The sequence below is a fragment of the Acidovorax sp. NCPPB 3576 genome, assembly GCF_028473605.1.
Lineage (GTDB): Bacteria > Pseudomonadota > Gammaproteobacteria > Burkholderiales > Burkholderiaceae_C > Paracidovorax.
In genome coordinates this window covers 761,456-775,415 of the sequence record NZ_CP097267.1, presented here as the reverse complement: position 1 = coordinate 775,415, position 13,960 = coordinate 761,456, and the positions used below count along the sequence as shown (strand labels likewise).

Below are 13,960 nucleotides of genomic sequence, written 5' to 3'. Positions count from 1 at the left end.
CATAATCCGGGGATGACCCAAACAATCGAGGATTTGCACGTCTATCTGCGCACCATCAAGCAAGACGAACGCACCTCTCTTTCCGTGCTGGCGAGCCTTGTCCGCGAGGGCTCCACGGTGCTCGACCTGGGCTGCGGCAGCGGCGCCCTCGGGCAGTATCTGGCAGAAACCCGTGGCTGCATCAGCGATGGCGTGACACTGAGCGAAGCCGAGGCAGACCATGCCCGCCCCCACTACCGGCGCGTGGAAGTCTCCGATCTGGAGACTTGCGATCTCGTTACTCTTTTTACCGGCCAGCGCTACGACTACATCGTGTGCGCCGACGTGCTGGAACACCTGCGGCGGCCCGAGGGCATTCTGGCGCAGTGCCGCGAACTGCTGGCAACCGGCGGTCAATTGCTCATTTCCGTTCCCAACGCCGGCTATTGCGGCCTGGTGGCCGAATTGCTCCAGGGCGAGTTCCGCTACCGAGACGAGGGCTTGCTGGACCGCACGCACCTGCGTTTTTTCACCCGGCGTTCGCTGGGGCGCTTTCTGGGCGAACAGCGCTGGGCCGTCGATCAGATCGACACCGTGCGCCGCGAGGTGCCGGAATCCGAGTTCAAGGCCGCATTCGATCTGCTGCCGCCGGCCGTGTCGCGCCATCTGCTCGGCGCGCCCGACGCCATGGCCTACCAGTTCATCGCCGTGGCGCAACCGGCCGCGCAGGCCATCACCGAAGACCAAGGCGGCACTTCCGATGCGCAGGAAGCCCACGCGCTGTTCACCGCCCAGCTCTACCTGGGCCAGGCGGGCCAATATGCCGAAGACCGCAAGCTGACCTCCACCGGCATCATCGGCCGCGAACGCCAGACGGTGCGCTTCACCTTGCCCGACACGCCGGCACCCCTCACGAACGTGCGGCTCGACCCGGCGGACCGCCCCGGCTTCATGCACCTGCATGGCATGGCCCTGCGCAATGCCCAGGGCGACGCCGTGTGGACATGGAAGGCCGATAGCGCATCGCGCTCGCTGCTGGCCCGCTCGCCGCACAGCCAGATCGTGTGGGAGCAGCCCATGCCGGCCGCTTCTCCCGCCACCTTGCTGTTGCTGACCGGAGACGACCCCTGGATGGAACTGCCGATTCCCCGGGACGTGCTGGCAGCCCACGGCGGCGCCGGGGCCGTGCTGGACATCGATGTGGGATGGCCCATGTCCGCCGACTACCTCACCCTGTCGGGCGCCGTTTTCCCCCTGCAGGACCGCATCGCCACCCTGGAAAAAGAGGCAGCCCGGGCCCGGCACGAGGCCGAGCAGCGGCTGAACCAGACCCGCGAGGCGCTCGAGCAGGAGAAACGCGCTTTGGGCGAGCAAAAGGAGGTGCTCGAGGGCGACAAGCGCACCCTGGAGTACACCAACCAGGCCTTGCAGGAGCACAACGCCACGCTCAAGGACAGCGCGCAGACGCTGCTGCGCCAGCGGGCCGACCTGCAGCAGGAGTCCGCCCAGTTCCAGCGCAACGCCACCCGCCTGCAGCATGAACTGGGCCGCCTGCAGCACGACTACGGCGCCCTCGCCCACCATTTGAAAACGATCGAAAACTCCACCGTGTTCCGCGCGACCCGCCCCCTCGTCCACACCAAGATGCGCATCGACCGCCTTCTGGGCCGTGCGCCCAAGCATGTGGCCGCAGCGGCACCGCAGGGACCTGTGCAGGTCACGCCGACGCCACATCCCGTGGATGTGATCGTGCCCGTTTACCGGGGCCTGGCCGACACGCAGATGTGCGTCGATTCCGTGCTGGCCAGCCCATGCGCCACGCCCTACCGCCTCATCGTCATCAACGACGCCAGCCCCGAGCCCGAAGTCACGGCCTGGCTGCGCCAGCGGGCCACGCAGGACGAGCGCATCGTGCTGCTGGAGAACGAGGAGAACCTCGGCTTCGTCGGCACGGTCAACCGCGGCATGGCCCTGAGCGGCAGCAACGACGTGCTGCTGCTCAACAGCGACACGGAAGTGGCCAACGACTGGCTCGACCGCATCCGCAACGCCGCCTATGGCGACGCCAAGGTCGCCTCGGTCACGCCGTTCTCCAACAACGCCACCATCTGCAGCTACCCGCGCTTTTGCAAGGACAACGACCTGCCGCCCGGCTACGACACGGCCCGCCTGGATGCGCTGTGCGCCAGGACGAATGCCGGCGCGGTCGTGGACGTGCCCACGGGCGTCGGCTTTTGCATGTACATCCGGCGCGATTGCCTGGTGCAGCTGGGCTTGTTCGACACCGAGCATTTCGGCAAGGGCTACGGCGAGGAGAACGATTTCTGCCAGCGCGCCCACGCCGCCGGCTGGCGCAATCTGCACCTGCTGGACACCTTCGTGCTGCACACCGGCGGGGTCAGCTTCGGCGACAGCAAGAGCCCACGCGAGCTCGCCGCCATGGAAACCCTGCGCCGCCTGCACCCCCGCTACGAGCGCGATGTGCACGCGTTCGTGCAGGCCGATCCGGCGCAGCCCTATCGGCTGGCGCTCGACGTCGCCCGCATCGCCGAGGCCGGTGTGCCTGCCGTGCTCGCCGTGCTGCATGACCGCGCCGGTGGCACGGTCCGCCATGTCCGCGAGCTGGCCGCGCACCTCGCGGACCAGGCCACCTTCATCACCCTCACGCCCGCCCCGGGCCACAGCGTGCGGCTGCGCATGGCGGGGCAGGACGAGGGGTTCGAACTCACCTTCCGCCTGAACGACCAATACGACGATCTGCTCGCTGTGCTGCGGCAACTGGGCGTGCGGCAGGTGCACTTCCATCACCTGCTGGGCCATGGCCAGGAAGTGCGCAACATTCCACACCTGCTGGATGTGCCCTACGACTTCACCGCGCACGACTACTACAGCTACTGCACGCACATCTCGATGACCGACGCGACCAACCGCTACGCCGGCGAGATCGGTCCCGGGCAATGCCAATGCTGCGCGCCGGACATGCATTCCCCCCTGGGCGGCACCGTCGCCGAATGGCGCGGCGCGAATGCGCGCCTGCTCACCGGCGCACGCCATGTGCTGGCACCCAGCCACGACACGGCCCGGCGCATTGCCGGCTTTGCGCCCGCGGCGCATGTGCATGCCGTGCCCCACACTGACCTGCCGGACGGCGCATCGCTGCCCTTGCCCGCACCGCGCACGCTGCAGCCCGGCCAGCGGCTCAGGATCGTCGTGATCGGCGCTTTGAGTGCCATCAAGGGCGCGGATGTGCTGGAAGCCGTCGCCATCGAGGCGGCGCGCCGCAATGCCCTGGTGGATTTCCACCTCATCGGCTACGGCTACCGCCACCTTCAGACACAGCCCCGCGCGCGCCTGACCATCCATGGCGAATACGAGGAGAAGGACCTGTCCGGCCTGCTGCAGTGGCTGGAGCCGGACCTGGTCTGGTTCCCCGCCCAATGGCCGGAGACCTACAGCTACACCCTGAGCGCCGCCCTGCTGGCCGGCCTGCCGGTGGTGGTGCCCGACATCGGCGCTTTCGCCGAGCGCCTGTCGGGCCGGCCCTGGAGCTGGGTGCACCCCTGGGATGCCACGCCCGCTCAATGGCTGGCCTGGTTCACCGGGGTTCGCGACCGGCATTTTGCCCAGGGCGAGGCCCCGTCCTTGGCCGAGTCGCAGCCGAATGCCCTCGTGCCGCATGAATCGTCCGCACCGTTCCGCTACGAGACAGACTACCTGGCGGACTCCACGCCCGTGGCTGCGCTGACCCGCATGACCCTGGCCGACCTGCAGCGTTACATGCCCGAGGCCACGCCCACCGCGGCCGCCAAGTCCGGCGTGCTGTCGGCGGTGGTCTATCTGCGTTCTCTGCCGGTGCTGCGCGGCGTTGCACGGCGCATCCCGGCGCAGTGGCAGCGCCGGGTCAAGAGCTGGCTACAAGCCTGAGGCGGGCGCCGCGCGGCGCCCTGAAAACGAAAAGGGCTGCCATTTCCGGCAGCCCTTTTGCATTCAGCCCCCCCAACGCCTCTTGTGCCATGGCTGTCGGCGAAGAGGGATGCGCCGTTACTTGCCCAGCAACAGGAAGATCTCGTTGTTGAGCAGCAGTTCGTCGGGGTATTGGCCGTGCAGGGCTCGTGGAATGTCCATCTGCACACTGCGCCGCTCCTGGCGAATGACCTGAAAGCCCACCTTCGTCATCAGGGCGACGAGTTCGTCCGCCGTCAGCCGGTTCAACGTCTTGTACTCGTTGAAGACGAACTTCTTGTAGCCCTCCACGCCGAAGTCGTCAAAACCGAAATCGCGCTCGGCGCCATCGATCGGCCCCTCGTGCGCCTGGATGATGGCCCACAGCTCGTCATCGCTCACCAGCAGATGGTGCCAGGGCACCTCGTCATAGCGCCGCAGGTGCGAGCCGTAAGGAGAAAAATACAGCGGCTCGATCTGCAGGAAAAACACGCCCCCGGGATTCAGCGCGGCGTACAAATCGCGGGCAATGGGTTCGAGCTGGTCCCGGCTCACATGCTCGAACGTGGACCAGCTGAAAATCCCGTCCACGGGCCGCCGCCCCGCCAACGGCGTGGCGGGCGCGATGGTCTCGAAGCTCAGGGCCTTCGGCACGCGGCGAAGGCCCAGCTGCTCTTTCGCGATGCGCGGCAGCTTGGCGTACTCCTGCCGGATATCGATGCCATGGATCGACGCCGCCCCATGGCGCAGCGCCAGGGCCAGGTCCGTGATGCCGTCGCCACAACCGAAGTTGAGCAGCCGCGCCGTCTTCACATCCAGCGCCGAACCCAGCCAATGCTGGACGACATCGGCCGCATAGTGAAAATGCGCCCGGAACCACTCGTCGGAAATGCGCTCGGCATCCCACTGGGGCGGTCCCCAAAATCGTTGCTGGATGCGATCGAACAAAGTGGCCATGGAAAGAAACGCCTATCGCAGGGTTTTCGGAAAGAGGACTCGGTGCCAGGAGGGGGCTCAAGCCCTGCGATCAGGGCTTGGCCAGCACATAGGCATCCTGATGGTTCCAGAAATGCACCAGCGACCGATGAACGAGCTTGTCCATTCCCACGGTTTCGGCGATGCGCGCCAGGACGAAATCCTCCGAAGTGAACGCAGTGCCATATTCCTGCACATCGATGGCCTGGGATTCGCTGGAAGGGGCGAAGAAGAAACCATCCTCATCCAGTGGGACGCTGTCGTGCGCGGCCGCTTTCAAACCGTGCGTGGAGAACACCAGAACCCCGCCCGGTGCCACGCCGTCGTAAAGGCATTGCAGCCAGCGGGCCCAGGTGCGGCGCGGCAGGTGGCTGAACAGCGACAGCACGAACACCACGTCGTACTTCTGGTCCCACACCACGCTCTCCGGCACGGTGGAAGACAGCACGCTCCGCACGCCGAACGTGCGCTGCGCGAACGCCATGGCGTCCGGCACGACATCGGACACCGTCACCCGGTCCGCACCCAGCGCTTTCACCAGGTGCCGCGTGAAGCGGCCGTGCCCGCTCGCGAACTCCATGAACCGTGGGGTCTTGAGCAAAGGCCGGTCCACGGCTTCCAGCAGCGTCATCAGCTCGGACAGCGTTCGCCAGCCGTCCGCGAGATAGTCTCGCAGGGGATTGGTGCTGGAGGGATGGCCCTCGAAGAAACGGAAGATGTCGTCGGCGCGAGAGATCTCGCAGTTCAGCCCCATCATCTGGGAGAAAGCACCCGGCAAGGTGTGCTGCTCGATCAACTGATGGGCGGCCAGTCGCGTTTCGCGGTCCTGCAAGGCATGGCGCAGAGCCTCTGCGGCCATGGCGCGCTCGTTGCGCTCAAGGTGCTGGACTCCAAGGGCCAGCCACTCGGCGGCCTTTTGTGAAGGGGCGATCAGATCATTCATGGGTAAAGGGCCAAGGAAAAGATCATGCCGAAAGGCAACAAACCTTCATTGGCATAAAAAGGCTCCAGCGCATATTCTACTAGGGCAGATAGCTATCAAAAATATAGCACCGCATCAGGGATGCAGCGGCCCCAGCGGCATCATCCCCAGTGGTGCGGCAATTTCACCAGCCCGGGCATGAGGGTCGGCGCGACCCAGTTGAAGTTCAGGAACTGAAACCACTCGTCGTACACCACCAGGCCGCTCTCGTCGAAGAGGAAGGTGCTGATCACGTAGTCCCCGCTGTGCAGCGGCAGGCCGGGAAACGTGAGCACCGAGCGCCACAGGCCATCGCCCAGCGACACGGGCGCCGCGCCCTCTTCGTGGGTGGCCAGCGACGTGATGCCGACTCCCTTGGACTGCTCGATCATGAAGCCGACATTGGGCCGCTCGTTCCCGCGGCCACGCACGACGATGTGGGCGATCAGGTCCTTGCCGGACAGCCTGCCATAGCCGCCGTCCTGCGGTTCACCCAGGTTCTGGATATCGACCGAGAGAATGCGGGCGGAGCCATCGTCGCGGGCCGGCGCATTGCCACTGCGCTGGCGGCGGCCGGCCGATGCGGCAGCCCCGGAAGCCGCGGGGGCGTCGGAATCCAGCGGAGCCCCATTGTCCGGCGCAGGGGCGTCGCTTGCGCCGCCTTCGTGCGCGGTCTCCGCATTGCGAAGGCGGGAGTGCACGTCGTAGGCGCCCAGTACCGGCTCCGTCAGGCCGAACTGCTTGACATGCCCCCCGTCCAGCCAGAGCGCCAGATCGCACAGATGGCGGATGTGGTACGGGCTGTGCGAGCAGAACAAAATGGTGCAGCCGGCATTGCGGAACGCCATGATCCGATCCACGCATTTCTTCTGGAAATGCTGATCGCCCACTGCCAGGGCTTCGTCGATGATCAGCACGTCGGGCTGCACCGCGGTCACCAGCGCAAAGGCCAGCCGGACCGACATGCCCGACGAATAGGTCTTCACCGGCCGGTCCAGCGCCTCGCCCAGTTCGCAAAATTCGACGATCTCCGGCTCCAGCCGCGCCATCTCTTCTCGATCGATGCCGATCAGGCTGCCGCCGAAGTACAGGTTGTCGCGTCCACTGAAGTCGGGGTGAAAGCCCGCGCCCAGTTCCAGAATGGCGGTGACCCGCCCTACCCGCTCGATCGAGCCGGTCGAAGGCTGGAGTGTCCCCGCCAGCAGCTTGAGCAGCGAGCTTTTGCCCGCGCCGTTGTCGCCGATGACGCCGATGCACTGGCCGCGCTGCAGTTCGAAGGACACGTCGCGCAATGCCCAGTGGCTGCGGTGCGTGGAACGGCCTGTGATCAACGATTTAAGACGCTGCCGTGGCGAGGCGTAGAGCTTGTACTCCTTGCCCACGTTCGCGACCTTCAGCACCGTATCGCAGGGCATTGCGCTACCTGGCCGGCTGGTTTGTGTGATCTCACTCATAGCCAGTCCACCAATTGGTCACGGCTGCGCTTGACCACCACATTCAGCGCTACCGCAACGACCACCACCCAGGTCAAGGCGACCCACCACACGATCGGCGGCGGCAACACGCCCTGCAACAACACCTGTTGGTATCCGATCACCAGCGCGGTCATCGGATTGAGCCAGAGGACCCAACGCCAATTTTCAGGAAACAGCGTCAGGGGAAAAAGAATGGGGGTAAGGTAAATCCCCACCGACAGCAAAAAACCCACCAGTTGAACCGTGTCCCGCAAGGCCGCCGCCAAAATGGCCAGCAGATAGGCGATCAAAACACTCAGAACCAATTGCAGCGCCATCAATGGCAAGATCGCTGCGACGGCGGGACGAAAGCCGTGAAGCGGCGTATAGGCCAAAGCGACCAGCGCCAGCAACGGCCCGAAAATCACGCAACTGGCCATCACAGAGCGGGTGGTGAACAACACCGGCGGCAGCGGGTTTTTCTGCAGCATGCTGCCCGCTTCTATCAGGCTGTTCATGCCCCGTGACACCGCATCGCAAAACGCCATCCAGGGAAGCGCGCCCACGATCAGGAATGTGCCCACGGCGTGCGTAGGAGCCCCTTCGCCCAACCGCATGGAGAACACCACATCGAAAACCAGGTAGTACGCGGCCACCGTCAGCAGGGGCTGCAGATAGGGCCAAAGCACGCCAACAGCGGTGCCTGCGTGGCGCGCGGCCACCTCGCGTTGCACAAGAACCCACACCAGTGAGCGCGCACTCCAGATTGCGCGCCATTCATTCCACAGAGTTTGCATGCAGCTTGTTCAGAGGATGGCAGCAGGCCCATCAGCAATAAAAGAAGCAAGTGACCGAAAGGGCACTTGCTTCACCTCAACCAACGTGGAACCTCAGGGAGCGATCTTAGTGGACGGAATCTTTGCCGCATAAGACTGGGCGTAAGAGGCAATCGCGGAGGCATCAATTTTCGCCTCTTGTTGCATCCTCTGCGCTTCTGCCACTCGCGCTTCCTGGCGAATGTTGTTGCGAACCTCGTTCATCAACTCTTCGCGAACTTCGCTGAACGACCGAGTGCGTGCTGGAATACGCTCTTCAAGCTTGAGAATGTGAAACCCGAACTGGGTTTCGACGACATCGCTGAGTTGACCAGGCTTGGTCAATGCAAAAGCGGCTTCGTCGAATTGTGGCGCCATGCGGCCGCGCTCAAAAGCGCCTAAATCTCCACCCTTTGCGGCGGAGCCCTTGTCTGCGGAACGCTCTTGGGCCAATTTGGCGAAGTCTGCGCCTGATTTGAGTTTCTGCATGATCTTTTCGATCTGTGCGCGGGAATTGGCGTCTGACCCCTCAACAAGAATATGCCTCACACGAACTTGTTCCGGCGCCTTGAAGCGCTCAGGCTTGGCCTTGTAGATGTCTCGTGCAAAGCCTTCAGCGGCTGCATCGGTAGGCGTGCTTTGCTTGTCGATTTTCGCGATGTAAGCATCTGATAGCACTTTGTCCCGCGCAATCTTCAGGGCTGCTGCAACCTCAGGGTCCTTTTCTACCCCTTCGGTTTCTGCACGCGATGCCATCACCCGGCGTGCGTACAGATTAGAGGCGATCTGCGTGACGGTTTGAGCACGAGCCAGAACTGTGTCGCGCATCTCGGCAGGCATGCGAAGAGAGTCCGCTTGAATGTCCAGCGTATCGATCGCGACTTTTGGCCCCTGGATCAACACCGGAGCTTGGGCGTGAACGGAAAGAGCGGTTGCAGAAAGTGCTGCCAAGGCAAGCAGGCGATAGGTTGAGCGAATCATGTGCAAATCCAACACTCCATCAAAAAAGCATTAAAAAAAAAGGCGGGGTTGCCCCCGCCTTTTTTGGTTCACATTGCTGTGAAAAGTGCCGTACGAATTAAGGAGTAACCGTAGGGAACGTGAAGCGGTGGGGCCACGTGATACCGTAGGTACCGGACGTGCCAGCCGCAGCGCTTGGGTTGCTCAGCTTGATGAACGAAGCGCCCAGGATTGGCAGACCCAGCGATTGACCGCCAACGACGTTAGGCACATCCACGCGGCTCCAGCCGTTGGTGAACGAACCGGTCGACAGGGTTTGACGAGCAACCGAGCCACCCAGCACGGAAGTGCCGGTGTCCACGAAGCTCAGCACGCTGGTTTCACCGCAGAAACGGGTCTGCGTGATGGAACCAGGCGAGAACACTGCGCCGGTCGTGGTCGTGGTTTCTTCGCGGTCAAAGAACGCTTGGCCCGTCGAGCTCACGCAGATGGCACCACCAGTGGTAGCCAGCGACGTGTTGCCTGGGTTGAAACGCTCGTCGCCAACACCGTTGCCGGTAGCGATCAAGTCGGAGAAGTAACGAACTTGAGCAGCGTTACCACCGGTTTGCGCAGCAGCGTAGTTAGACGCCACGTTGTAACGACGGGTAGGCATGGAGAACACCCAGTCCGTCTTGGCGGAGATGCTCGCGTCGTTAGCGTACTGGTTAGCGATCGACGTAATAGCCAGGGCGTTCGTCAGCAAGCGAGCTTGCGTCAGAGGTGCCGTAGCGTTAGGAGCCGTCACGTAAGGCGTCGACATGTCTGGCAGGTCGTAGTTCGCAGCTGCGATTGCAGGCACGGTCGTAGGTGCCGTCGTGCCGGTCGTGAACACGTTCACGGTACGGAACAGCGGGTCAGCCGTGTACGTATCAGGCGTAGGCGCGGCGCTGGCCGATTGTGGGAAGTGCACGAAGTTGCCGATGGCTTGAGCACCAGCGTTTTCAGCACGGATTGCGGTTGCACCGCCCGAGAACGTCGTCGTTTGAGCAACGTTCAGGATGTACCAGTCACCCAGCAGACCGGTCGAAGGCGTGTCGAAGCCAGCTGCAGCCACGGCGGCAGGCGACGTGAAGTTTTGCAGCGTAGCGTTCAGAGCGGCAGGGGTGCAAGGTGCAACGCCGTTCACGTGCTTGATAGCCGTGTACAGTGGGTTGACCGTGGTCGTGCCAGCCAGCAGCTGAGGAATGTCAGCCATGTTGAAGATTTCAACGTAGCCTTCACGCGTGTTGTTGGCCTTATCTGCGTCGGCGATGCCGGGGTTCAGACGGTCGGTCACAAAACGCTGGTTCACACCCTTGGCCAGGGTAGGCAACGTGCAGGTACCGTCAGCGGTCACGATTTGTGCCACGCCGTCAGCGCCAGCCGTCACGGCAGCGGTCCACACGTCACCAGGCGACATGAAGACTTGGAAGTCAAGAATGTCGTCGGAGTTCAGGGCGCCGCGGAAACGAACCTTCACAGCCTTGCCGTTGGAGGTGTCGGTGTTCACAACGTGCATCACGGTCATGTTGCCGTTTTGCGCATTGAAGTAAGGAATCAGCAGTGCATGACCCACGCCGCCTTCTGCGAACGACATCGTCGTAGCAGTCGTTGGCTTCAGAGGAGCCGTACCAACGACCACATCAGCAGATGCGGCGCCAGCAAAGCCCAGGCCACCAATCATGGCAGCAATGCTCAGGGCCAGAACATTTTTTCTCATATCAAGAACTCCAGTTAAAAAGTTGGTAAGCGCAACTACCACGATTGATTACGCTAAGGGATGGTAGCACAGCGCTCTAACGTGTTGTACAACGGAACCGCTGTAACAAAACCTGTTGTTGAGGAAATGCAACACCGTTTGCGGTTGGGTGAATCTTGCTTCGCAAACTGCTTGCAAACGGCTTCGGGGATACCTATCAAAGATCTTGGTAGTGCCACCATTGGCCGTCTTCAAGGAGCCATGTCTCGTTCAGGTAGCTGTCGATCGTACCAAGCTTTGCCCCGATCATGGCAGGCTGGACCCCCAATTTCACCTGTGTGGTGCATTTGTCACTTTCGCAAGTGACTTTCGTGACTTCTACGCTCTTGACCGCAACACCCGCACCGAACTGCATCTTGAATTGATCGGCCGTCTTGGTTTTGCGATAGGCGGGCGTGGACAAAGCGTAAGCCTTGTCATACTGGCCTGCCACTCGCGCTTGCCAATACTCCGTCGCACGCTGCTGAACGATCTGCTCTGGAGTGGCGGGCTTGAACGCGGCGCACCCGGAAAGTGCCAAAGCACCGGCAATCAAAGAAATGGCGCCCATCCGGCGGCGGAAAGTAGCGGTCTGAACCATGGCTGTACTGATCTCCTGTTAACTATCTAGTGTGACGACGCTCTCCGACTCAATTCGGCTGAGCAGGTTGCACGGGTGCTTGTGGATTTTTTGGCGCACCAGCAGTGCCCCGTTCCTTGAGTTCGATGACTCTCAAACCTTTCATCCGGTCCCGTAAGTCTTCGCTCACTTCCCGGATGTCGATATCAGTTCGCACGACACGGGGGGTTAGCACTACCAACAACTCTGTCCGATTGCTGGTGTTGCTGTTAGTGCCAAATAGATTTCCAAGTACCGGAATATCTTGCAACAAAGGCACTCCCGCCTTGCCAACCGTGCTGTTGTCCTTGATCAGACCTCCAAGCACGATGGTCTCCCCCGACCGCACCGCCACCTTGCTGCTGATCTGGCGTTGCAAAAAGGCAGGTTGATTGTTGGCATTGCTCCTTACGGCCCCCAAATCGGTCACCGTTTGATCCACTTGCATGTTCACGATGTTGCCAGCGTTGACCGATGGCGTGACAACTAGGTTGACGCCAGTGTCCTTATATTGAACGGAACTGGTAGATGCGTTGGCATTGTCGACAAAGCTAACGGTCGTTGTACTCACTGGCTCTTGGTTACCAACATTGATGGAAGCCGTGTGGTTGTCCAACACCATGAGTGATGGGCTGGAGATGACCTTCAAGAGCGACTTGTCCGCCAATGCATTGAGCACGGCCTGAACGCCCGTCGAGCTGCTGAGAACGTAAGAGAAGCCTTGGGATGCCCCGCCCAATAATGTATTCCTATTGGCCGTCGTGGGATTGAGACCACTCACAAGCCCCTGGCCGGTGTACCCGTTACGGCTGTTGTTGAACGACCATTGCAAACCGTACTGCAGATCATCGTTCAACGTCACTTCAATGATGCTCGCCTCGATCAACACCTGCGTCGGAGGAAGATCCAGCCTTTTCAATGCAGCTTCGATCTTTGAGTATTCTGATCGCGTACCCCAAATAAGTACGGAGTTGTTCAGTTCATCGGCCATCACTCGCACACTGCCCAAGTTGGCACTCAGGGTTCCTTGTTGCTGCGTCCCCTGCGCATTGGTGTTGCGATTACCAAAAGCACTCGTCCCGCTGCCGGAAAACCCGCTGCCGGTCAGTCCAGAAGATCTCGCACTGGAGCCAATGCCACCTGAATAGCTGGAGCCACCGCCGCCGAAGGTGTTGCCGACGCCTCCCAATCCGCCCTGCTGCTGACCAAAGGAGCTTCCTGTCGCACTTCCGAACCCAGGGGCTACACCACTATTGGCAACATTCGAGCTGCCAGTCTGCCCCCCGAAAATACCGCTAAGCACGCTCGCAAGATGCTTGGCATTGACGTTCTGCACCTGGTAGATAAAGAGCTGCGGCTCAGACCCGTTGTCGCTGGGCTGGTCCAACTTTTCGATCCAGCGGCGGGCTTCCTCCAAATAGGAAGCGCGTGGCGTTACCACCAAAATGCTGTTGAGCCGCTCGATGGGCATGATGCGCAGAGCGCCGAAGAGAGGATTGCCTTCACCCAGCATGGCCTGCGCCGCACTGGCCGCATTCGCCTGCGCAGCACCCGGTGTTCCTGCAGCGACGGCTCCTCCGACATTCGGGGAAGCCGCCGCGGCACCGCCGCCGCTCACCAGACGCAGCGCGGTTTCCACTTCCTTGATCGACGCATGCTTCAACGGAAACACCCCGACAGACATGCCTTTGAGCAAATCGATATCGAAAGTGTTCACCAGATCAAGCCACCCTTCGGCTTGAGTACGCGTCCCACTCAGAATCAGCAGATTGCGCACGTTGTCTACCCGCACGACGGCATCGGGGGGCATCATCGGTCGAAGAATGGATGCCATTTCGCTCGCACCGATGTATTGCAGCGGCACGATGATGGCACCAGAGCCAGGGGGCAGCGGGCCATTGCCTACTTGGCGAACAGACCCACCAATGCTGCGCAATGCATCAGGCCGACCGACGTGATAAGTGCCGCGGGCATCGCGCAACATGGCGAGTCCGTTGGCCTGCAAGGAACTCTCCAGCAGGAAAACTGCCTGATCCGGCGCAATGGGCGTGCGTGTCGCCAACGTTACCGTCCCGCTCAACGGTGGGTGAAGCACGTAGTCCGTCTTGAGGATATCTCCCAAAATGGTGCGAACGACCTCTGCCACCGGCGCCTCTTCGAAATTGAAGGACAACGGAGCGCCTTGTACTGCGGCCACCGGCTTGGCCGGAGCGATCACACGATCGTTTCCGATGATGTAGCGCGGCTCCGCTGCAGGAAGCTCGCCCTCTGCCAAAGGTTTGTCAGCCTTCTTCGGCGCGGCATTGGCGGACGAATCAGACGCAGAGCTTGGCATCACTGCGCCGCTCGACTCCGTAACGAGGTTGCTGCTACCGGTTGCGGGGGCGGACTGCTGCGACTGGGCTATGGCCAACTGACAAGTGGCCAGCGCAATAGCGGTTAGTGCGTGTCGGTAAGGGGTCATGACTGCTTGCCTGGAAACGGGGAGAAACGAAC

At 61.9% G+C, this 13,960-nt stretch carries 9 protein-coding genes; 1 reads left to right on the top strand and 8 read right to left on the bottom strand.

Annotated elements, in window-relative coordinates:
* Window positions 1-12 precede the first annotated feature (12 nt).
* A complete protein-coding gene (locus M5C98_RS03780) occupies window positions 13-3,903 on the top strand; it encodes a methyltransferase domain-containing protein (RefSeq protein ID WP_272551065.1) in 3,891 nt (1,296 codons plus the stop codon).
* A 117-nt stretch (window positions 3,904-4,020) separates the two neighbouring features.
* On the opposite strand, the gene M5C98_RS03775 is transcribed toward M5C98_RS03780, so the two are convergent.
* The 8 genes from M5C98_RS03775 to gspD all read right to left on the bottom strand — a co-directional run bounded on the left by M5C98_RS03775 (window position 4,021) and on the right by gspD (window position 13,928).
* Entirely contained in the window at window positions 4,021-4,878 is an 858-nt protein-coding gene (locus M5C98_RS03775) for an SAM-dependent methyltransferase (RefSeq protein WP_272551064.1), read from the bottom strand.
* Between the two features lie 70 nt (window positions 4,879-4,948).
* Window positions 4,949-5,839 (bottom strand): class I SAM-dependent methyltransferase, encoded by an 891-nt coding sequence (locus tag M5C98_RS03770; protein WP_272551062.1) that lies wholly within the window; start codon window positions 5,837-5,839, stop codon window positions 4,949-4,951.
* A 140-nt stretch (window positions 5,840-5,979) separates the two neighbouring features.
* A complete protein-coding gene (locus M5C98_RS03765) occupies window positions 5,980-7,272 on the bottom strand; it encodes an ABC transporter ATP-binding protein (protein WP_272551060.1) in 1,293 nt (430 codons plus the stop codon).
* Window positions 7,273-7,307: 35 nt separating this feature from the next.
* The gene (locus tag M5C98_RS03760) at window positions 7,308-8,108 is read right to left on the bottom strand and encodes an ABC transporter permease (RefSeq protein WP_272551058.1); all 801 of its coding nucleotides are present in this window, start codon (window positions 8,106-8,108) and stop codon (window positions 7,308-7,310) included.
* A gap of 93 nt (window positions 8,109-8,201) precedes the next feature.
* Complete coding sequence (locus tag M5C98_RS03755; RefSeq protein WP_272551055.1) at window positions 8,202-9,107, bottom strand: peptidylprolyl isomerase; 906 nt, start codon at window positions 9,105-9,107, stop codon at window positions 8,202-8,204.
* A 97-nt stretch (window positions 9,108-9,204) separates the two neighbouring features.
* The gene (locus M5C98_RS03750; protein ID WP_272551053.1) at window positions 9,205-10,827 is read right to left on the bottom strand and encodes a cell surface protein; all 1,623 of its coding nucleotides are present in this window, start codon (window positions 10,825-10,827) and stop codon (window positions 9,205-9,207) included.
* 196 nt (window positions 10,828-11,023) lie between these two features.
* The gene (locus tag M5C98_RS03745) at window positions 11,024-11,446 is read right to left on the bottom strand and encodes a hypothetical protein (RefSeq protein WP_272551051.1); all 423 of its coding nucleotides are present in this window, start codon (window positions 11,444-11,446) and stop codon (window positions 11,024-11,026) included.
* A gap of 49 nt (window positions 11,447-11,495) precedes the next feature.
* Window positions 11,496-13,928: a type II secretion system secretin GspD gene (gene gspD, locus M5C98_RS03740; RefSeq protein WP_272551049.1), complete on the bottom strand. Its 2,433-nt coding sequence runs from the start codon at window positions 13,926-13,928 to the stop codon at window positions 11,496-11,498.
* Between the last annotated feature and the right edge of the window lie 32 nt (window positions 13,929-13,960).